Origin of the sequence: Gloeocapsopsis crepidinum LEGE 06123 (assembly GCF_015207655.1) — a bacterium.
Taxonomy (GTDB): domain Bacteria; phylum Cyanobacteriota; class Cyanobacteriia; order Cyanobacteriales; family Chroococcidiopsidaceae; genus Gloeocapsopsis; species Gloeocapsopsis crepidinum.
Genome location: NZ_JADEWN010000085.1, coordinates 1 through 21,377 on the forward strand (window position 1 = coordinate 1; position 21,377 = coordinate 21,377).

Annotated in this window: 20 protein-coding genes; 9 read left to right on the forward strand and 11 right to left on the reverse strand. The window is 42.0% G+C overall.

Annotated features, from left to right (window positions below):
* Positions 1 to 19 precede the first annotated feature (19 nt).
* The 5 genes from IQ230_RS23600 to IQ230_RS23620 form a co-directional block, all read right to left on the reverse strand.
* Positions 20 to 460 carry a GNAT family N-acetyltransferase gene (locus IQ230_RS23600; RefSeq protein WP_193934663.1) on the reverse strand — a complete coding sequence of 147 codons (441 nt, stop codon included), beginning with the start codon at positions 458 to 460 and terminating at the stop codon, positions 20 to 22.
* A gap of 135 nt (positions 461 to 595) precedes the next feature.
* Positions 596 to 1,207 carry a GNAT family N-acetyltransferase gene (locus IQ230_RS23605; protein WP_193934664.1) on the reverse strand — a complete coding sequence of 204 codons (612 nt, stop codon included), beginning with the start codon at positions 1,205 to 1,207 and terminating at the stop codon, positions 596 to 598.
* Positions 1,208 to 1,257: 50 nt separating this feature from the next.
* Positions 1,258 to 1,419, reverse strand: a complete 162-nt coding sequence (rd, locus tag IQ230_RS23610) for a rubredoxin (RefSeq protein ID WP_193934665.1) — start codon at positions 1,417 to 1,419, stop codon at positions 1,258 to 1,260.
* Positions 1,420 to 1,649: 230 nt separating this feature from the next.
* Positions 1,650 to 2,441: a ChaB family protein gene (locus IQ230_RS23615; protein ID WP_193934666.1), complete on the reverse strand. Its 792-nt coding sequence runs from the start codon at positions 2,439 to 2,441 to the stop codon at positions 1,650 to 1,652.
* Positions 2,442 to 2,771: 330 nt separating this feature from the next.
* Positions 2,772 to 2,960: a hypothetical protein gene (locus IQ230_RS23620; protein ID WP_193934667.1), complete on the reverse strand. Its 189-nt coding sequence runs from the start codon at positions 2,958 to 2,960 to the stop codon at positions 2,772 to 2,774.
* 471 nt (positions 2,961 to 3,431) lie between these two features.
* On the opposite strand from IQ230_RS23620, the gene IQ230_RS23625 reads away from it, so the two are divergent.
* A complete protein-coding gene (locus IQ230_RS23625; RefSeq protein WP_193934668.1) occupies positions 3,432 to 3,980 on the forward strand; it encodes an SRPBCC family protein in 549 nt (182 codons plus the stop codon).
* Positions 3,981 to 4,136: 156 nt separating this feature from the next.
* Here IQ230_RS23625 and clpB read toward each other — a convergent pair whose 3' ends face one another.
* The gene (clpB, locus tag IQ230_RS23630) at positions 4,137 to 6,755 is read right to left on the reverse strand and encodes an ATP-dependent chaperone ClpB (protein ID WP_193934669.1); all 2,619 of its coding nucleotides are present in this window, start codon (positions 6,753 to 6,755) and stop codon (positions 4,137 to 4,139) included.
* 286 nt (positions 6,756 to 7,041) lie between these two features.
* Here clpB and IQ230_RS23635 point away from each other — a divergent pair, with 286 nt between their 5' ends.
* The 5 genes from IQ230_RS23635 (at position 7,042) to IQ230_RS23655 (ending at position 13,914) form a co-directional block, all read left to right on the forward strand.
* Positions 7,042 to 7,308: a TIGR02450 family Trp-rich protein gene (locus IQ230_RS23635; protein ID WP_193934670.1), complete on the forward strand. Its 267-nt coding sequence runs from the start codon at positions 7,042 to 7,044 to the stop codon at positions 7,306 to 7,308.
* Positions 7,309 to 7,584: 276 nt separating this feature from the next.
* Entirely contained in the window at positions 7,585 to 10,272 is a 2,688-nt protein-coding gene (locus IQ230_RS23640) for a bifunctional diguanylate cyclase/phosphodiesterase (RefSeq protein WP_193934671.1), read from the forward strand.
* 511 nt (positions 10,273 to 10,783) lie between these two features.
* Positions 10,784 to 11,650, forward strand: coding sequence for a ferredoxin:protochlorophyllide reductase (ATP-dependent) iron-sulfur ATP-binding protein (bchL, locus tag IQ230_RS23645; RefSeq protein ID WP_193934672.1), 867 nt, complete (start codon positions 10,784 to 10,786; stop codon positions 11,648 to 11,650).
* A 226-nt stretch (positions 11,651 to 11,876) separates the two neighbouring features.
* A complete protein-coding gene (locus IQ230_RS23650; RefSeq protein WP_193934673.1) occupies positions 11,877 to 12,425 on the forward strand; it encodes a DUF5331 domain-containing protein in 549 nt (182 codons plus the stop codon).
* 94 nt (positions 12,426 to 12,519) lie between these two features.
* Positions 12,520 to 13,914, forward strand: coding sequence for a ferredoxin:protochlorophyllide reductase (ATP-dependent) subunit N (locus IQ230_RS23655; RefSeq protein ID WP_193934674.1), 1,395 nt, complete (start codon positions 12,520 to 12,522; stop codon positions 13,912 to 13,914).
* 211 nt (positions 13,915 to 14,125) lie between these two features.
* Here the strand turns inward: IQ230_RS23655 and IQ230_RS23660 are convergent, their stop codons facing one another.
* Positions 14,126 to 15,106 carry a CHAD domain-containing protein gene (locus tag IQ230_RS23660; protein ID WP_193934675.1) on the reverse strand — a complete coding sequence of 327 codons (981 nt, stop codon included), beginning with the start codon at positions 15,104 to 15,106 and terminating at the stop codon, positions 14,126 to 14,128.
* A gap of 123 nt (positions 15,107 to 15,229) precedes the next feature.
* The gene (locus tag IQ230_RS23665; protein ID WP_228055278.1) at positions 15,230 to 16,000 is read right to left on the reverse strand and encodes a hypothetical protein; all 771 of its coding nucleotides are present in this window, start codon (positions 15,998 to 16,000) and stop codon (positions 15,230 to 15,232) included.
* A gap of 323 nt (positions 16,001 to 16,323) precedes the next feature.
* Between IQ230_RS23665 and IQ230_RS23670 the strand changes: the two genes are divergently transcribed.
* The 3 genes from IQ230_RS23670 to IQ230_RS23680 all read left to right on the forward strand — a co-directional run bounded on the left by IQ230_RS23670 (position 16,324) and on the right by IQ230_RS23680 (position 18,889).
* Positions 16,324 to 17,388 (forward strand): DUF3616 domain-containing protein, encoded by a 1,065-nt coding sequence (locus tag IQ230_RS23670; RefSeq protein ID WP_193934676.1) that lies wholly within the window; start codon positions 16,324 to 16,326, stop codon positions 17,386 to 17,388.
* 75 nt (positions 17,389 to 17,463) lie between these two features.
* Positions 17,464 to 18,276: a helix-turn-helix transcriptional regulator gene (locus IQ230_RS23675; RefSeq protein ID WP_193934677.1), complete on the forward strand. Its 813-nt coding sequence runs from the start codon at positions 17,464 to 17,466 to the stop codon at positions 18,274 to 18,276.
* Positions 18,277 to 18,349: 73 nt separating this feature from the next.
* Positions 18,350 to 18,889, forward strand: a complete 540-nt coding sequence (locus IQ230_RS23680) for a DUF6022 family protein (protein WP_193934678.1) — start codon at positions 18,350 to 18,352, stop codon at positions 18,887 to 18,889.
* A 51-nt stretch (positions 18,890 to 18,940) separates the two neighbouring features.
* On the opposite strand, the gene IQ230_RS23685 is transcribed toward IQ230_RS23680, so the two are convergent.
* The 3 genes from IQ230_RS23685 to IQ230_RS23695 all read right to left on the reverse strand — a co-directional run bounded on the left by IQ230_RS23685 (position 18,941) and on the right by IQ230_RS23695 (position 20,955).
* Complete coding sequence (locus tag IQ230_RS23685; RefSeq protein WP_193934679.1) at positions 18,941 to 19,855, reverse strand: SDR family oxidoreductase; 915 nt, start codon at positions 19,853 to 19,855, stop codon at positions 18,941 to 18,943.
* A 132-nt stretch (positions 19,856 to 19,987) separates the two neighbouring features.
* Positions 19,988 to 20,470, reverse strand: coding sequence for a DUF1579 domain-containing protein (locus IQ230_RS23690; RefSeq protein ID WP_193934680.1), 483 nt, complete (start codon positions 20,468 to 20,470; stop codon positions 19,988 to 19,990).
* 74 nt (positions 20,471 to 20,544) lie between these two features.
* Complete coding sequence (locus tag IQ230_RS23695; protein ID WP_193934681.1) at positions 20,545 to 20,955, reverse strand: VOC family protein; 411 nt, start codon at positions 20,953 to 20,955, stop codon at positions 20,545 to 20,547.
* Positions 20,956 to 21,377 lie beyond the last annotated feature (422 nt).

The window sequence follows — 21,377 nt, forward strand, 5'->3', positions numbered from 1 at the left end:
TTCGACTCACTTGATGCTGTTACAGATGTCCTTTGCCAAGGCTTGCAGGAGTTAATGCTAGCTCCTGCAAAGCTGTCTTCCATGACCTACTTCCCTCATCTGAGAATTGTTCTTTAGAACGCGGTTTAGTATAACCTTTTCCCCACATCTCAACTGCCAACCAAAAACTTAACTCTGCCTGAGAATGTTCTGGCTCAATCTCTCGAATCTCGATAACTCCACAAAATGCTTGTTCAAATTTGCGCTCAATGACAAATGAAATAGAATGCCCTGTCTCAAACCCTGCAAGTTGTCTTGATACATACCGCCCTGCCTCACCCTCAGGATATGGATGGGGAATCGAGATCATTGTATCGGCAATCTCACGAACACTTGCGCAGCACTGTATTGAGGATGTATCCGCATGGGTTAGTGGACGCAGGATCAATCTACTTGTCTCTATTGTCGATTGAGCAAGCATGGCTTGGTTTTGTCTCGAATAATCAAAGCAAATCTTAACACTGAGCCTCTCATTGATAGCTTTTCGATGGCTACCCGAACCCCAAGGACTTCTTGCAGTGTAATGTTTGGGCTGCTAACTAAACTACATCTGAATTTAGAACAGGTATCCGAGCAAATCCACCGTCCCATCCTGCCATGTCTGGATACCAATCTGCTTGACCATCATACAATCTGACATTGATTCCTCACCCACGCCAAGAGTTTGATGTTCATCAACCATCATCCAACGACAAAGATTTGCGACTCGGTGATACCCGTTTTTAGTGTAGAGACGAGGATCGTCGGCAAATAGCATCAAAAAGTCAATACCACTGGTTGTACCCAATTCCTCTATCTGCTGTAACAGTGACGTGGCAATCTTCTGGGATTGGTAGGATGAGGCTACACACAGGTCAATCAGACCGAAGATTCGTGCTGGAATCCCAGCGATAGTGATGACTCGATGCTCAATGCCCATGTGTGCAATCAAGTCCTCGCCCACCCACACCAAATAGCGAAATTGTGGCAAAAGCTTGTAATAGCTTCGCTCTAAGGGGTAATCTGAGAACGACTCTACCAGTAAGCGATTGATAAGTTTGTGGACACGGTTAGGAATTCTATACTCTGCAACAGTTTCAATGTGCATCAGTTGACGAATAAACCGTAATAAACTTGCTCGACTTCTGCCATTTGTATTTACTGTTTGACAGTATCTTGTATTTTTCACCAATAGCTTGAAAATACCGTCCTCACCAACTGTTTTAGTGAACTAACTCATCAGGATTCCAATTCAAATTGATCTTTAGTTGCACCACATACTGGACATACCCAGTCATCAGGAATATTTTCAAATGGCGTACCTGGTTCAATTCCCGAATCCAAATCACCTACTTCAGGATCGTAAATGTAGCCACAAGTTGTACAAATATACTTTTGCATAATGACTACCTGATGTAGACCTCTGTATGAATTGTAGATGCTCTCCAACTCCCTTCGGGGTTATTTAAGTATAGTTTTGAGTTGCCAGTTTTGACTCTTAAAGAGTTTTGGAAAGCATTGGTGAACTTTGTTTATAGTGTGCGAATTCATTTGCCAGGCTTAATTCTTTGTCAGAAGCCTCTGAAATGAATCAGAGGCTGGTAGTCAATTAACTGACAAACTAACAGTTGCTAAATACTTGATTTTGCTTTTGACCAAATTCCATCTTCGTCTTGTTCGTACTGTTCGCAAACTGCATCCCAAGCTTGATGTTCTGCTTTTTCTTCGTCACCTGTTTCTGATAACGCCTTGTTATAGTTAGCAATAAACGCTCGCTGTGCATCCTCTGAAAGGTGCGATCGCACTTCTGGCGATAAGTCTGCTGCACTTTCAATTTGACCAGTTCGTCTGCGAGGTAAGGATTTTTCGTTAATGTGAGTTTCTTCCCCACCCGCACTTTCAAGCAATAGCTGAATTTCACCTGTTTTGTCTGCAGGGGCTTCTACTGCTACCAAAAAGTCACCCGCTTCAATTCGAGTTTGATATACTGCTGCTTTCTCTTCTGGCATTCCTAATGTGACTAAGGCAGATACTAAACCTGCACCAGCACTACCTGCGATCGCACCACCTGCGGCACCTAATAAAGCTGCGCCTAAAGGTCCTGCAGCAACTAAAGTACCAATAAAAGGTACAAATAGTACGCCTACTCCAGTCAATAAAGCTAGCGCGGAACCAAAGATCGAGCCAAATATCGCTCCTTGTTTCAATCCACCTAGAATGACATCTTTTTTAGTAATAAAACCAGCAATTTTAGTTTCAGAGTGGAAGTTTTTCCCGATGACAGAAATATCGTCGCGAGAAATTCCTCTGTCAAGTAAGCGGCGAATGACGCTATCAATTTGTTCGCGGTTGTTGAAGATCGCAGATACGCTGCGAAACTCAGTAGCATTAGGCTGCGTCACATTTGTATCAGTTGCAGTCATGTTTTCCCTTATGTTCCCAACTAATCAGGAAGAATACCAGTGACTGAAATTAACATCTTCGTCCATAAGATTGATTCTTCTGCTGTGTCTCATGCTACATCTATGTATAATTCCAAGGAAGAAATGCGTAGCTTTGCTTTTCTTTTAATAAGAAATATCATTTTCTTTTGAATTGAAGCTAAAAAAATTATGTCATATAGCACTTTTTAATGGTTTACGAACACTACAAACAGTTGGCTGAGTGCTAATTGCTAATTGCTAAGAGCAAAGAACAATTCTTCTATGAAAAGTTAGCAACTCCAGCCGGATATTCATAACTCATAATAAACCCTAATTTCTTTGTAATTGACTCCAAATTCCTGTTATCACAGATAGGGAAATTAATATCCAAATAATTCCGCCAGAAATAAATGTCAAAATTCCCAACCCTCTTAGTACCCAAACAAGGATTGTAATTCCTGTGAAAATGAAAAAAAATTGTGAAGCGCGAATGTTACGATTGCGACGAGTTCGACTCACTTTTTCCTCTTTAATATACTTCTCTACTGTGGTTTAAAGCTTTGAGTTTTGAATTGTTCGCGAAGAAAGGTGCCGGAGGCAATTACTTTGAGTTTTAAATTTTGAATTTTCTTAACTCATAACTTAACACTCTTTACGAGTAACTCTCTTAAGCTCATAACTCTGAGCAGTGGCAATTAAGATGAGCGATTCTTCCGGTTTTTACTTGGTATCGCATTAAAATTTGTATATTTTATCACATTTTTAATAGTAGCTAAATTTCAAGATCTGTGATTTATTAGAGTTGAAATTTATAGATTTCTGACTTTAAAGTCAAATATCTGTAATTTCTTGGAACCTTTACGCTAACTTTACTATTTCTTTATATTTGTGTAGGTAAATTGGGCAGTATGAGCAACTGCTGCAAACAAAAAGCAACTAAGCATAAATATTTAGATTATTTTTCAGGTGTTGAGGAGTAGCTGAAGTCAGATGAATACACTTTCTGTAACAAATTTAGTCGAGCCTGCAGGAACATGGAGTCAAGTTCAGCAAACAGCACTATTGCAAGGTGAAATTTTAGTAGAAACACGATCGCATTCAGCGTGGGGTGGTGCGGTTATAGCTTCGATGTACTTACCGTTAAAGCGATCGCAAGTTTGGCAGCAAGTTACAGATTATCCCCGCTGGGTGCAATACTTTCCTGATGTAATTAAAAGCGAAGTCCTACAACGTGGCGAAACTAAACGTTTATATCAAGTTGCTAAAAAAGCCTTTTTTCTGTTTACTGCCCAAGTTGAAGTTTACCTCAACGTCATTGAAGTTCTACAGCAGCAAATTCAGTTTCGTTTAGAGCAAGGAACATTTAATGATTTTACTGCGGAGTTGAAATTACAAGACTGCGGCATTGGTACGGTGTTGACTTATGCAGTACAAGCGACACCAAACATGCCCATACCGACAATGTTTATTCAACAAGCAATGCATCTAGAACTGCCGGAAAATATGCGGCAAATGCGGCGAATCATTTGTGGTAGATAAAACAAAAGGTGGGTTGCCCACCTTTGTTATGACAGCCCTCCGACTAGAGTCGGGGCTTCCCAAAAGAAGTTGACGAGCGCATACTAAAGTAAAATTTTTAATAGTAAGTCCACGGAGGTGGACTTTGTATTTTTAGCTGCAAATTCATTCGCCAAGCTACATTGTGAGCAATTCAACCGGTAAACGCTTAAAAGCAAGACGTTCGTTTTCGATATCGACATATATCGTGTCACCGTCATTAAACTCGCCACGCAAGATCGACTTAGCAATTTGAGTTTCTAATTCGCGCTGAATTGCCCGTTTTAGTGGTCTTGCACCGAATACGGGATCATATCCTACTTCGGCTAAGAAGTCAAGCGCTGCATCAGAGAGTTTTAGTGTCATTTTACGTTCTGCAAGACGCTTTTCAAGTCTTTGGATTTGCAGTTGTACAATATGGCGTAGTTCTGCTTTTTGCAAAGCATGGAAGATGATAATCTCATCAATCCGGTTAAGAAACTCTGGACGGAAGCTGTTACGCATTGCATCCATTACACGACTACGCATCTCTTCATAACGCGAGTCATCGCCAGCAATATCTAAAATGTACTGCGAACCAATGTTACTCGTCATGATGATGATTGTATTTTTAAAGTCCACCGTATGACCTTGCGCATCGGTGACACGTCCATCATCGAGAATTTGCAACATGACGTTAAACACGTCTGGGTGAGCTTTTTCGATTTCGTCAAATAGTATCACTGCATAGGGACGACGGCGAATTGCTTCTGTTAACTGTCCACCTTCGTCATAACCTACGTATCCTGGAGGTGCACCGATTAAGCGCGACACCGCGTGTTTTTCCATATATTCCGACATATCAATCCGCACCATTGCTTCTTCGGTGTCAAAGAGATATGCTGCAAGTGCTTTGGCAAGTTCGGTTTTACCGACACCAGTAGGACCAAGGAAAATAAAACTCGCAGTTGGGCGATTTGGATCGGCTAAACCTGCACGCGATCGCGCAATTGCATCTGCAACGGCTGTTACTGCTTCATTTTGTCCAATCACGCGACGGTGAAGTTCATCTTCTAAATGTAGAAGCTTTTCTTTTTCAGATTCCACCAACTTGCTAATCGGAATTCCTGTCCACTTCGAGATAATTTCCGCAATATCGGCTTCAGTGACTTCTTCACGTAGAAGTGATTGACCAGTAGTTTGTGTTTGCGCGAGTTTTGCCTCGGCTTCTTCTAGCTGACGATGCAGGTCAGTTAACTTACCGTATTTCAACTCAGCAGCTTTATTTAGGTCATAGTCACGTTCAGCTTGTTGAATTTCGACGTTGATTCTATCGATCTCTTCTTTGATTGCCTGAATTTGATTGATAATATCTTTTTCCGACTGCCATTGCGCGTTCAAGGCGCGTTGTTGTTCTTTAAGATCTGCAAGTTCTTTTTCTAATCGTTCTAACCGTTCTCTGGACGCTGGATCGCTTTCTTTTTGGAGTGATAGTTTCTCCATTTCAAGTTGGAGAATCTTACGATCAATCTCGTCAAGTTCTTCCGGTTTGGAAGTGATCTCCATTTTCAACCGCGCGGCGGCTTCGTCTACCAAGTCAATTGCTTTATCCGGTAGGAAGCGATCGCTAATATATCGACTCGACAGCGTTGCAGCTGCAACTACTGCACTATCAGAGATTTTTACCCCGTGGTGGACTTCATAGCGTTCTTTGAGTCCGCGTAGAATCGAAATTGTGTCTTCCACTGAAGGTTGATCGACATACACTTGCTGAAAACGGCGTTCTAAAGCCGCGTCTTTTTCGATGTACTTGCGGTATTCATCCAAAGTGGTTGCACCGATACACCGCAACTCACCTCGTGCCAGCATCGGTTTAAGCAAGTTTCCTGCATCCATTGCGCCTTGAGTCGCACCTGCACCGACAACGGTGTGAATTTCATCGATGAAAAGAATGATTTTACCTTGCGACTCGGTAACTTCTTTGAGCACAGCTTTGAGACGTTCCTCAAATTCACCGCGAAACTTTGCACCTGCGATTAATGCACCCATATCTAAGGCAATGAGTTTACGGTCTTTGAGCGATTGCGGGACATCACCTGCAACAATTCGTTGGGCAAGTCCTTCAGCGATCGCCGTTTTACCGACGCCAGGTTCGCCAATTAAGACAGGGTTATTTTTGGTACGACGAGACAGAATTTGAATAGTGCGGCGGATTTCATCATCACGCCCAATCACTGGGTCAAGTTTACCTTGACGGGCAGCTTCAGTAAGATCGCGCCCATATTTTTCTAGAGATTCGTATTTGCCTTCTGGATTTTGGTCAGTCACTCTCTGACTTCCTCGAACTTGTTTAATGATACCCCTGAGTTTTGCTTCGTCTAAACCAAATTCTTGAAACAGGCTTTTACCGAAGCGATCGTCGTTAGCATAGGCTAATAATAAATGTTCAATTGAGATATATTCATCTGCTAATTCTTTCCGATGGCTTTCGGCGCGGTCAAGTAGCGTATCCAAACTACGTCCTAAATATACGGAACTTCCACTACCTGAAACTTTCGGTTGACGTTGAATAAACTGTTCAGCGCGATCGCGGACTTTCTGAACGTTAACTCCAGCTTTAGTTAGGATACTACTCGCTAAACCTTCCTGTTCAAGCAGCGCTTTCATCAAGTGTTCGCTTTCGATCTGCTGTTGTTGTGCAGCTTTCACGATATCTGGAGTGTGGGCGATCGCTTCCCACGCTTTTTCTGTAAACTGATTTGGATTTGTTGGTTGCATATTCTGAATTCCCTCTGAGTGCTGGTGTGAGTTCTAAACCACAGAGACGCAGAGAGCACAGAGTGGTAAATATAAAGAAAGGCTAACTGCTATCCCTACAGGTCATTGTAGAAAGAAGCTGACTTGTGCTTGGATCGGTGTTTACGTATTTCTGCGTGGGTATTTCCGTTCAATGGAGTATCCTAGAATTTCTGATCGTCATTATCTAGTTGGTATGTAGTGTAGGATCGAGAAAATTCGTAATTGTCTGTTCTCCTCTGCACTTCTGCTTCTCACTTCTCATCTCATGGCAAAAAAAAAGCAGAAATTTCCTTATTTAGTCGGATCTAAATGGACTGCACAGCAAAAAATCGATGGCTGGCGTCATTTTCTAGTGGTCAACCGCAAAAATCAAGGTAAGTGGCTGTTTGCGGAAATGGTTGCAGGGTGCGACCCTAATGTACGATTTTGGCTGAATGCTACATTACTCAAAGATCGCTCGCAATGGCAAGCTGGCTGGCAATCTTTGAAAGATATTGCCGAACTCAATGAACTTGCGACAGGTGAGTATTGAGTTTTGAGTTTTGAATTTTGAGGTTTGAGTTAATCCCGTTCATAGTTCATAACTTTGCACGGCGATCATACCATGCAGCGAAATACGTAATATTTCGGTTTTAGATAATTGCTTTTTGGTTACAAACTATTAATAGAATATTGACATTTTTAATCAACATTCTAGAGCAAGTTTAGATTAGTTTTATTTATAACTTGCTGATATTGTATAGAATAAAGCTTAATTTTTCTTAAAAGTAGGGTAAGAGTTTATCCTAGTAGAGGGGTTGCTGTGTCTATGAAACGATCGCAAGGCAAAAAGTCACGCCATGTTTGCGTTCAAGAAGGGGTACTAAATCGCATTACTAGTCGCATCCGTAAATCTTTGGAACTACAAGAGATTTTGACAACGACTGTAGAGGAAGTACGTGCATTTCTAAACACAGAACGAGTTAAAATTTACCGATTTCATCCTGATGGAAGTGGCGAAGTCATTGCTGAATCAATTCACGGGAAGCGGCTTCCCTCACTTTTAGGGTTGCATTTCCCTGCTGATGACATACCACCGCAGGCGCGGGAGATGTTCGTGAAAACGCGTCAGCGCATCATTGTAGATGTTGTTGCTCAAAGAAAAGCACTTAATCAACTCGATAGTTTGGACGGAGAAAGCCTTTTAGTAGAAGATATTCGCTACTACCCTATTGATCCTTGTCACGCCCAATACCTATCCAATATGGGTGTGTCTTCTTCGCTCACGTTGCCAATTTTATACCAAAACCAGCTTTGGGGATTGCTCGTTTCGCACCACAGCAAACCACGACAGATTTGCCACAAAGAATTAGAAGTTGTACAGATGCTTGTCGATCAGCTTTCAATTGGAATTTCGCAGTCAAATTTATTGAAGCAGACACGACAACAAGTACAGCACGAAGCAACACTCAATCAAATCAGTTGCTTGTTGCACTCTCCCGCTAGCGTCGCAGAAATTCGCCAAACTGTTTTAGAAGAGATTGTCAAAGCCTTACAAGGTTCTGGAGGTAGACTTTATATCACCGCAGAACCTACAGGTAAGCCAGCGCAATTGTATACCTATGGAGAGCAACCTTACTGTGAACTTGAGGAAAGTTCATATTGGCAGCAAATTATGGGGTTTCCGCAGACCTCTCCAAATCAGCAATACAGTTATGAAGAACTGCGCGTGCGAAATTTTCCTGTGACAAAAAATCTTGGAAGTTTATCTGACCATAGTACGCACTCGCCAAAGCTTCCCTACTTACGAACAATTAGTGACTTGTATCAAGAACCACAGTTTGAGTTAGTCTCAGCTTTTACAGCAACGACGATTCGTTCGATCTTGATTATGCCGCTGCAGTATCGTCAAGATTGTGTAGGATGTTTTACGATTTTCCGCAATGAAATCGAAACTGAGACTTTGTGGGCGGGAAGATTGAATCATGACGAACGCAACATTCGTCCGCGTGAATCGTTTGCAGCATGGCGAGAAATCAAACAAGGACAAGCACAAGAGTGGAGTCTCAATGAGGTTAAACTTGCTCAAGCTTTAGGAAACCACCTATACATGGCTGTGATGCAGCGACGTGTAGAAGATATGTTCCGCCATCAAGCTTCACACGATCCTTTAACAGGGCTACCGAATCGGATACTTTTTGAAGATCGACTTTCACTCTTCCTTGCTCAAGCATATCGACGTGGCGAAATGCTTGCCGTGGCATTTCTTGATTTAGATCGCTTCAAAACAATTAATGATACGCTGGGTCATGCGGTGGGAGATGCACTATTACAAAGTGTGGCGCAAAGATTGCTGGGCTGTTTGCGTGAAGGCGATACGATCGCCCGTTGGGGAGGCGACGAATTTACCTTGCTTCTGCCACGAATTAGTTGTCCAGAAGAAGTTGCTAAGTTAGCACAAAGAATTTTATCTTCTTTCAAATCTCCATATCGGATTGGCGATCGCGAATTACACATCACAACGAGTATTGGGATTGCGTTAGCTCCATACGACGGCGAAGATACAGAAACGCTGCTCAAGAACGCAGATGCGACAATGTACCGCGCTAAGCAGCAGGGCAAAGATAACTTTCAATTGTACGCGCCGGAGATGAATAAGAAAGCACTGGAGCAACTTGTTTTAGCAAATCATCTCTACAAAGCATTAAACCGCGATGAGTTTTTGTTGCACTATCAACCACAACTCAATTTAAAAACAGGTCAGATCGTCGCACTTGAAGCTTTAATTCGTTGGCAACATCCAGAGTTAGGACTAGTTTCCCCCAACCAGTTTATTCCTTTAGCAGAAGAAACGGGATTAATCGGAGCAATTGGCGAGTGGGTACTTCAAGCTGCTTGTACTCAAAACCGTGCTTGGCAACTCGCAGGGCTACCACCAATGCGGATTGCAGTGAATCTCTCGGCACGACAGTTTCAACAGAAAATATCAAAAACTATTGCTCGCGTTCTTGCTGAAACAGGGCTTGATCCGAGTTATTTGGAAGTTGAAATTACTGAAAGTATTGCAATGCACGATGTCAACTTCACGATTTGCGTCCTTCAAGAGTTGCAGGATATGGGCGTGTACATTGCTATGGATGACTTTGGCACTGGCTATTCTTCGCTGGCGACACTCAGACGTTTTCCTTTACATACCCTCAAGGTGGCTCGCGAGTTTGTTAACGATATCACAACGGATCAAAAAGACGCAGCGATTATTAAGTCAATCGTCGCGCTAGGGCACGGGTTGGAGTTAAATGTCATTGCTGAAGGTGTCGAAACACCAGAACAGTTGAAGTTTTTACACGCTGTGAAGTGCGATGGAATGCAAGGTTACTTGTTTAGTAAACCTTTGAGTGCAAATGCTGTTACCCAATTTTGTCAGCAACAGTCAGGATCAGGAATTGCTCAGAGTCTCTTTTCGCAGAAATTAGAATTTTCTGTAACTAGGTATCGCGATCGCGATTTGCAAAACTAAAACTTTATTATTTTTAACTTAAAGCATGGGCGATCGCCTTTTATTGATATTTACTCAAGGTTTTCTCGATAAAAGTATGCCGCGACCTAAACTTGAAACTCATGACATCCCATTTACTGCATCTCGCCAATTGAACCTGTAAAGCCTCAAGGCACTGGTTACACGCTACAGATTTGTTGCCTTATACTATCCATCTGCTTACACGTACCTCGCTCAGTTGTGCGTTTGGTTGACTATGATTTGAGGAAAAATACTTTTTGTATTTTGTAACTATTTTTATAAAGAAAGTAACTTAAATTTTACCAGTTAAGTTTTTTGTAGACTGAGAAAGCATTATATGAGATTAAAAGTGAATCGATTTAATATACGTGCATTTGAGCGTTTTTAAATCTATAGTTACTCTTAAGACTGCTTTCATTTCCATGTAAGTTGGACAATAATGCGATCAAATAAGCTAGTCAAAAACTTCTCTAGTCAAAAGCATTCATACAAAGATAGGAGCCAACTCAACGTGAAACTTGCAGTCTACGGAAAAGGTGGCATCGGTAAATCCACAACAAGCTGTAATATATCGGTCGCACTAGCTAAACGCGGCAAAAAAGTCTTGCAAATTGGTTGCGATCCAAAGCACGACAGTACTTTTACACTAACTGGGTTCTTGATTCCCACAATTATCGATACACTTCAGGAAAAAGACTACCACTACGAAGATGTGTGGCCTGAAGATGTCATTTACAAAGGATACGGTGGAGTAGACTGTGTTGAAGCAGGAGGCCCTCCAGCCGGTGCAGGCTGTGGCGGTTACGTTGTCGGTGAGACAGTCAAGTTACTCAAAGAACTCAATGCCTTTGATGAGTACGACGTGATTTTATTCGATGTTTTAGGCGACGTGGTATGTGGTGGATTTGCAGCACCGCTCAACTATGCAGATTACTGTATGATTGTCACCGATAACGGTTTTGACGCCTTATTTGCAGCGAACAGAATTGCAGCTTCAGTTCGAGAAAAAGCTCGTACTCACCCATTGCGTCTAGCAGGTTTGATTGGCAACCGGACAGCGAAGCGGGATTTGATTGATAAATATATCGAATCAGTGCCGATGCCAGTATTGGAAGTTCTGCCTTTAATTGAAGATATTCGAGTCTCTCGCGTTAAGGGTAAAACTTTATTTGAGATGGCGGAGAGCGATCCATCGTTAGAGTATGTCTGTGACTACTACTTAAATATTGCGGATCAAATTTTGGCACGCCCAGAAGGTGTTGTCCCAAATGATGCTCCAGATCGGGAGTTGTTCTCGTTGCTGTCTGATTTCTACCTCAATCCCACTAAGCCACAGGTGGTGAAGCAAGAAGAAGAACTCGATTTAATGATGGTCTAAAAAGCTATTAGCGGTTAGCTGTTAGCAAGGAGAAAATAAATCATAGGAGTTATATGCTTGCATTAAGCAGTTAGCATTTAAACAAAAGCTAATGGCTAATAATTCCCAGTCTTTAAGATATGTTGATTTTTACTGACTGACTCCTACTAAGTGGTATCGTAAGCAGCTAATTGTTACTCTCCAGTCGCTATTATCAAGCTAGTTCTCAGGATGGGGTAAGGAGATCATGGCTTTTTTTGAAGATTTGAAAAGCTCTTTGAAACAAAAGTGGTTACGTTTCTTTCAAGCAAATCGTTCCTGGCTTAATTTGTATATGGATGCAGCGTCTGTGGCAACTCCAGATGGTGGCAAAAGACCAGCATCATACCTCATCCTGGGTGTTGTCAATGCGCTTGAACCACAAGTAGCACAATTGATGCTACCGTTTTCTAAACTGAATCCTGATGTGGATAGCTTAATTGAGGTACTAGAGTTAAATTTTGACCCAAATTTAGCGCTAGAAAATAGTCCAATACAAGCTACCGAACAGCCAGAAGCAGAACAGATTCAAGAAGTGCCTTTGTCGGATGCAGAAATTGCGAAAATGTTACCACCTCAAGATGAAGGCATAACAGAATCTGTTACTGTTATCCAAACGCTGACACAGTTGAGTGAGATGCCTTACGAAGAAGCGATCGCTAGCCCTCAGTATGAGTCTAGCCAAGAAGAATTCGAGCCTGAAGGCAGTCGGGGTAGTAATGGTGATGTAATTTCGCGTTTATTTCCTAACTTTTAATAATTTCATACTGCTACTAGTTGATGGCTAATAGCTAATTGCTAATAGCTGATTGTTTTTGTGTGCCGATATAAGAAAAATAAGGGGAGAATTTATGAGTGTTGCTCAAACTGAAGCATTAAATTTTGAGTGCGAAACTGGAAATTATCATACTTTTTGTCCAATTAGCTGTGTTGCATGGTTATACCAGAAGATTGAAGATAGCTTCTTTTTGGTCATTGGAACAAAAACTTGCGGCTATTTTCTGCAAAATGCTATGGGGGTGATGATTTTTGCAGAACCCCGTTATGCAATGGCTGAATTAGAAGAAGGCGATATTTCAGCGCAGTTGAATGACTATGATGAATTAAAGCGATTGTGCGAGCAGATTAAGCGCGATCGCAACCCAAGTGTCATTGTTTGGATTGGCACTTGCACCACCGAAATTATCAAAATGGATTTGGAAGGCTTAGCCCCCAAACTTGAATCTGAAATCGGAATTCCGATTGTGGTAGCGCGGGCGAATGGTTTAGATTACGCCTTTACTCAAGGAGAAGACACAGTACTAGCTGCAATGGCGGTGCGGTGTCCTGATAAAGCACCTGAAGCTGAAAAGAATGACCGTAACGCAATCCAAAAACTACTCCACTTCGGTAAGAAAAAAGAAGAAGTTGCCCAAGAAGAATCTGAGTACGTCGATCACCCACCACTCGTTTTGTTCGGTTCGCTTCCCGATCCTGTGGTTACACAGTTAACGTTAGAACTGAAAAAGCAGGGAATTAAAGTTTCTGGCTGGCTACCGGCAAAGCGTTACACTGAACTGCCTGTTTTAGAAGAAGGTTACTATGTTGCTGGTGTGAATCCCTTCCTCAGTCGTACAGCAACAACACTCATGCGACGACGCAAGTGTAAACTGATTGGTGCGCCTTTCCCAATTGGTCCTGATGGAAGTCGTGCTTGGATTGAGAAAATTTGCTCAGTATTTGGTGTGACTCCTCAAGGATTAGAAGAACGCGAAGCTCAAATTTGGGCAAGCTTGGAAGATTATCTTCAGTTAATTCGCGGTAAGTCAGTGTTCTTTATGGGCGATAATTTACTAGAAATTTCGCTAGCGCGTTTCTTAATTCGCTGCGGCATGACAGTGCCAGAAATTGGTATCCCTTATATGGATAAACGCTACCAAGCTGCGGAATTGGCTTTGCTAGAAAAAACTTGCCAAGAAATGGGCGTATCGTTGCCTAAAATTGTGGAGAAGCCGGATAACTACAACCAAATTCAAAGAATTAAAGACCTCCAGCCAGATTTAGTGATCACTGGTATGGCACATGCTAATCCTTTAGAAGCACGGGGAATTAATACTAAGTGGTCAGTTGAGTTTACTTTTGCTCAAATTCACGGCTTTACTAATGCTCGTGACATTCTAGAGTTAGTAACTCGTCCATTGCGTCGTAACAATAATCTTAAAGATTTGGGTTGGGAGAAGCTTGTGAAAGAAGAAGCTAAGGTTTAAATTGAGATTTCGTCTTAGTTCGATAAAAAGCTGATTCGGTTAAAACCGCAGCTACATATACAAAACCTATCTTCATAGGTTTTTACAAAAAAAAGATTTTTCCAAGTCCACGGAGGTGGACTTGGTTTGTTTAGCTGTGACTTTAGTCGCCAAGCTTTACGTTAGATTTAGAGTGGAGTGTGCGTAGGTGAGATGCCTGCGCCACTTTACTTTACTGAGTTATTTCTGCATTCGGTTGCAAAATCATTGCCCGAAAGTTAGTTCTTGTTTCAGGATTTAAGTATCGCTGATGGATACTTTGCCACTCTTGCCATGATTGGTAGTTTGCGCCTGTGAGTTGGTTTGCTAAATTGGGGAGATGATTCTTCATTTCTGAGCGCAAAGAATCTGTCATAAACTCAGACAAAACAAAGCTGTCTTGAATTTGACCTAAAATACTTTGAATTCGCTTCACTTCTTCGAGATAATTATTGTAAGTCTCGCCGTAAAAGTCATTAAAGACTTCCATTTGGTAGCGGGTACGTTTCGCTTCTTTGCGTAAACTGTGGAGAAGATGACCATCGTCAGCGAGTTGCTGTTCTACCATTGCAGGCGAGAGGTCTTCTAAAATACGAATTTCGCCGTCTTTCACTTCAGTACCGACTAACCAGCCAGGATGTAATAGTAATTGACTGACTTGTGGTGACAACAAATCTGGCAAGACTTCTTGAATTGGCATTTGAGCAATTCTGTTGTAAGTAGGTTGCTTGAGCCATTTTGTTAAAGACTGCTTGAGTGACTGGTAAGCCTCGCCTTCTAAAGTGGTTTTAACTTGAGCAAACGCTTGAGTACGTTTTTTATCTAACTGAGTGAGAACTTTGTCAAGAGATTTCTTTTCTTTTCCAGGTAGAGTTGGCTGATATTTTTTTTCCAATGCTTCGCGCAATACATCTAGGTCGCGTAATTCACCTAGAGTGCGAGCAATATTACCAATTTTTTTTTCTTGTGCTGATTTGGGTAAGCTGATTGCTGGTGCGAATCCAGCGATCGCACTGCGGAGGCGACGCATCCCCACACGCATTTGGTGCAAGTCTTCAGGATGTTTGTCTTTCAGTACGTTCGCTTCGTGTTTGAGAAACTTCTCAAAGTGTTTCTGAATTGCTAAAGATGCCCAATCTCCAAGGGTATGAGCTTTGTTTGTACTTATGATCATTTTAGGTACGCTCTTGAGTGGAATGACTCAAGCTCGATAAGAATGTGTGAGTAAACGAGGGAGTGGCAATAGCCAAAGACATTTATTATAGATATTTTATGTATTTGATTGCCAATCGCTTAGCTAGTATGTAGCAATCTGTGACATTGACCAAGGCGGGCTAGTTAAGTCGAGAGGGCGAGACAGCCACAAAGCTTGTTCTGACATTGTGACTTCACCAGTTGCAATGTTTTTGATAAAAGGTTTACTCGTCCAGATTTGGCAACTACATAGTTGCTTTGGTTCTTTTAATTCGTAACCACCTTCCACTGGTTGGAGTTGAAAAAATTCGATATGCCAATGCGCTGGTTCTACACCTACATAGTCTGGAGTTGATCTTGATGTAGCATTCGATTCTTGACTATATAGCTGATGAACTGCGCTGGGTAAAAAGTCAATGTCGAGTATTTCTGGTGTTAGGTTTTGTTCGCGGGCAAAGTCTAAAACTTTCTGCCAATTGTAAACTGGTTCGCTGTTGGCAAGATTATGAGTTGATTGTTCGCCAAAACAGTGTCCTCCCCACAGCCAAATCAGCTTTGATACAATTGCTTCTACACGAGGGCGATCGCTTTGCAATACTTGTAAGTCTTCTTGTAAAATAAGTCGCCCTGGAACACACCACCAATATTCCCAGTTTGTATTATTGTCGATGGGAATGATGCGTTTAACGATCCCTGGAATGCGATCGCGCTGTTGCTTGTCCCGAATTGTGACAGGTGACTCTTGCAAAGGATCAGCTACAAATGTTTCTAATTGATTTGCTAGAGGATGTTCCGGCGCAGTCATCATCTCTTCTGCGATGAACAGTTCTCCTGCAACCATAATATAAGTCTCCGGTAAGTGCCTGAGGTACATTATCTCCTCATTTTAGAGATTAGAGCATTTCTGTCACATCTGAACAGCTTTTTAAGTTAATTTAAGTTGCATTTTATACAAATTTTAGTGTTATGCAAACTACCTTATACTAACGGCGTATACCTAATAGACTTAAGTGACTGAACAGCTAAGTGAGTTCTTTTATGATTTGAGAGAAGATTAGTATTGCTAAAATATTGCACCCTAAAAATTTAGACATATAAGATTCATGTACATTTTCCATAAGATGTTTAATTTGTCAAGTCAATTGTCTTTATCTAAAATAGTGATAGTTTAGTTTAATAATCAAAAATAGTTAAAAAATGATAAATAACCATGATTCAAACCAAATTATTCTTCGCTTTGAAGATGAATTTAGAGAGCATCGAAAAGACCTCTCAGCAGTGCGCCTAACTTCTCATAAATATCTATGGTTAGGTTCAGATGAAACATCATCCATTGAGCGCCTGACCTATAATTCAGATCTCCAGTTGTTCACAGAACACAAACAATTTCGAGTTAAAGATTATCTAGATTTGCCAGCAACAGAAGATCAAGAAATTGATATAGAAGGGATGGCTTATGTAGAACCTTATTTATGGTTTGTTGGTTCTCACAGTTGGAAACGCAAAAAGCCAAAACCTGATAAAACGACCGAAAAAAACGTTTCTCGCCTTACAAAGTTAGAGTCAGAAGCAAATCGATATTTACTAGGACGAATTCCTTTAATTGACGGCGAATTATATCAGACTTATACCCAAGAAGGTGCTGAAATTACTGCTGCTCAATTAGAAATTACGCCACGCGGCAATTTGTTGATGGATGCTTTAGTAGACGATCCACACTTAGGCTCTTACATAGATGCAGCAATTCCTGGGAAAGAAAATGGATTTGATATTGAAGGTTTAGCTGTCTATGAAAATCGCATCTACTTAGGAATGCGAGGTCCAGTACTACGCGGTTGGGCTGTCATGTTAGAGATCGAAGTAGAAAATAGGACTCCAGAAACGTTAACTCTTAAATCAATTGGTGCAGAGGGAAAGCAGTATAAAAAACATTTTATTAATCTTAATGGTTTAGGAATTCGGGATTTGTGTTTAGATGGGGAAGATTTATTATTGTTAGCAGGACCCACGATGGATTTAGACGGTCCTGTAAGGATATATCGTTTAGAGAATGGCGTCCATCTGTCTGAAAATAGTTTGTCACAACCCAAAATAGAGTTGGATATTCCGTATGGAGATGGAGACGATCATGCGGAGGGAATAACTTTATTTGATGAGATTTATTCTAAACATTCCTTACTAGTTTTGTATGACGCACCAGCGCAATCTCGTTTACTAGGAGAAGGAGACGTAGTTGCAGATATATTTCCTCTTGAACTTTAAATTGTTAGTTTTATTGACTAGAAGATGAGCAGGCTACTTATATAAGAACCTGATGATTGAGGCTCATTGAGATTTATGATTTACTGCACTTATATTCCGCGATCGCCTCTATCGCAGTTTGTGGAGTTTTTCTGGTTTCGAGAAGGGTATAACGTGCCAAAGGCACAAGCACGCTTACTGCCAACCGGCTCAATGGAATTGGTTATTAACTTGCGCGAAAATTCAATTCCTCTGTTTGATCGATCTAGTAGAGTACAGTATGGTAATGCACGCGGCAGCATGATTTGTGGACCACATTCCAAAAGCTTTATTGTTAATGTTAACAGTGAGGTTTGCGTGATGGGTGTCCACTTTAAGCCAGGTGGAGGTATTCCGTTTTTTGCTGTACCTGCCAAAGAATTACACAACCAGATTCTATCGTTAGACGAATTGTGGAATCACCTCGCTATAGCACTACGCGATCGCCTACTCGAAGCCTCAACCATTAAGACTCGTTTCCTCGTTTTAGAGCAGTTCTTCTTAAGTTTGATACAATTGCCCGAACATCATGCAGCCGTTGATTTTGCATTACAGCAATTTGAGCGATCGCATACATCTACAATCGCTACAGTAACTCAGCAAATTGGTTTTAGTGCCCGTCATTTTAACCAACTCTTTCGCGATCGCGTAGGGCTAACTCCCAAAGTATTTTGTCGGGTGCAACGCTTGCGCCAAGTCCTCAATCTATTATCAGAATCATCCGTCGATTGGATAGATATAGCTCTATCCTGCGGCTATTTTGACCAAGCACACTTCATTCATGACTTTCGTAGCTTTGCTGATTGTACTCCTACGGATTACCTCAAATACCGAGGTCTTCATCCCCAACATATAGTGCTGCCTAATTGAGGTCATTTTTTTACAATCCTTCTGTATTGGTTATACGCCACAATGCAAGATGCTGAGATGGAAGCAACGCTTAATGAATTCATCACCAACTGTTTTCTCAGGCAACAAAAATAGCGATATTTACGTGCTCAATCACTATATTGCGAATCATATTACGGAAAATTGGCAAACTCTTCTTCTCAAAAATCAGGATAAGTTGCTAAAGACATTTAACAAAGCGGGTGACATGGCATATGGAGCATATTGCTACAAGCTGTTTCGCCCTATTCACCAACAGCTTAAACATACTGGGTTACGCCCCTCACCTTGGTTGCCTGGAGATTTCAACATTTCAAGAGAATGGGGTAATGCCAACCAAAGCGATCAGCAGCGATGGATGTGGAGCACAATTACATCAAACGAAGGAAAGGCACTAGGAACAATCGTCACAATTATCTTTCACGACCACACCCAGTTTCGCCTCCCTCGTCAACCGCAAGTAGTTGCTTTAACAGAAACTAGCAAGGAAGCAGTTGTTGAAGCACTGTCAAAACGTTCCACCGATTTCAAAAATGCACTTGAATTTCAGATTGAATATGCAGAGTATCTGCGCAGCTTAGAAAACGAAGGTTGAAGCACTACAAATGCAGCACACTTAAACTTTAGCTTCCAATTTTGAGCGACACTAACGATATCCAGTGGCGTCAGCAGGTAAACCCGCTGCTTCAACCTCACAAATGTAGCGCCAAGCATCAGGCTGCGAACCATCCAAATCTGTAAAGCTATAGACTTTTGCTAGTTGACCACTCGACAGCGACTGACCATTCCAGCGAGCAACGTTTGGATCTCCAGCAAGACACGCCACAGCACGACCAATGTAATGAGGGGTTTCAGAAATAACAAAGTGAGGTTCTTGTGCGGTTGCATCTTGCCAGTTGGCTTCGCTTACCCCAAAATGATCTAACATGATTTCTGATCGCAACCATCCTGGAGTCAGCGCAACAGCTGTGCATTGATGAGGTTGAAGCTCTTGTGCAAGTGCCCAAGCCATGCGAATTACTGAGGTTTTCGCTAGATCGTAGAACAGCGATAGTCGGTAGTTGTTGTTGTTGTATTCTGCTGTACCATCAGTGATTTCGACGACTAAACCACCTGAATTTTTGATTAAAAGCGGCAGCGCAAAGTGACTGGTGACGATATGCGTATCAATTGCCAGTCTGAACAATCGCAGTCCCTTTTCTAGAGAAAGTTGCCACACGGGCTGATGAAACTCCGCCAGATATTCTCCACCAATATCATTAACCAAGATATCCAACCGACCTTGCTCGCTGTCAATGCGTGCTACTAAAGCTTGAACCTGTGTCGGATCGAGATGATCGACCTGAACAGGTATACCATGACCACCCGCTTGATTTACCAGTTCTGTCGTTTCTTCAATAGTTTCAGGACGGTTGTACTCGGAGCGTTGAGCGTGGGTAGTTCGACCTGTGGCATAAACAATTGCTCCAGCTGCACCTAATTCAGTGGCAATACCGCGACCTGCACCGCGCGTTGCTCCTGCAACTAAAGCCACTTTGTTCTTCAGTGCTTGATTTATCATCTAAACCTCCTCCGTTTCTACTTGGGGAAGTAGACATCAATTAGCGATCGCAACTATCTGTTGTCAGGCACTGTCAAGTGCGATCGCTGGTAATTGTAAACGAAATTTATCCTCAAGCGCAGCGCGCAACTCTTATTGCTTGCGCTGATAGTTCGCAATCATAAACTTGTGCCACTCTCCGTCATCACCCAACACGTGAGAAGTCATTACCCGATGATCGTCACTCTTAAACTCAATTGCATCCTTGTACTTCGCCATCTTTCCTTCACCATTCATCGCAGGTCCTTCACTGTTGAGAGTTAACACCCTTTCCGCTGCATCTAGTTCGCCTTCGTACAGCCAAAGGTGAGTCATCATCGATCCAATCCAAGTGCCCACATAACGCTGCTTTTGCGGATCGTAGCCAAGTGTCACCATCGTTGTTGCAGTACCACAGCCAGGCATCTCACCCTGTCCTTCGGCTAGAATCCAAAGTCCTTTAAGCGATCGCACACTTTCAGTTCCTGTAGCCTTTTCCGGAGGCTGATCTGGCTCCATCATCACCTCTGTTTCGTATGTCCAATCGCCAACAAGCTTCTGTAGCCAGTAGTGTTCGTTCTGTAGTTCAGTTTTCATTGCTGACTCCTATGATGCTTTATTTGATTTCTCTTACCTGTTCGGTTCTTCGTTTCACCTTCGTGTCTGATGCATCAGACGGCTGGCTCGGAGTTAATCATCCACGGAATGCCAAATTGATCGACAAGCATACCAAAACTGGCAGACCAAAAGGTTTCCTGCATAGGCATCCGCACTGTCCCGTTTTCAACTAATGCCTGAAAAATACGCTCTGCTTTTACTGGATCGTCAATATGGAGTAATACAGAACAACCTTTTGTTTCTTCATACTGTTCAGGTGAGCAGTCAGAACCCATCAATACTCGGTCGTCCACAATTAGGCTGGCATGTATAATTTTGTTGCGCCATTCCGACGGCACTTCCTCTGCCATTGGTGACTCACCATAGCTCATCATCTCTTCGATTTTGCCACCTAGGCACTGTTCATAAAACTTGAACGCTGTCTCGCATTGTCCGTTGAAAGTCAGATAGGGATTCAACTGCATCGTGCGCTCCTTATGACTAATTGATGATTAGACCTCTTGTAGCAATTACTGATGTCCTTCAACTGAATAGATAAGAGTTTTGAGCAGTAAGGCATACCTTAGCCGCAGTCCATAGTGGTGGACTATGTTTGTCTAGCGGCGAATTCATTCGTTACGCATTCATACAAGAGGTTTATTGAAGAATCTGCTTGCGTAAAATGCTATAGCTGCTCAACACCCAGAATAGTACAAATGTACCATAATAAATTGGCTTGACTTGCTAGCGAAATATTTCTTAAGAAAGATGTGCTAAGTCATACGAACTTGCGTTCTAAAGAACAATTAGGGTAGGGTGCAGTTAACCGAGAAACGAGCACTGTTATGGCAAGAGTCAGTCGAGTTGTAGCCCACCAGAGCGTTGAAGAAGTTAAGCAGAAGCTGGC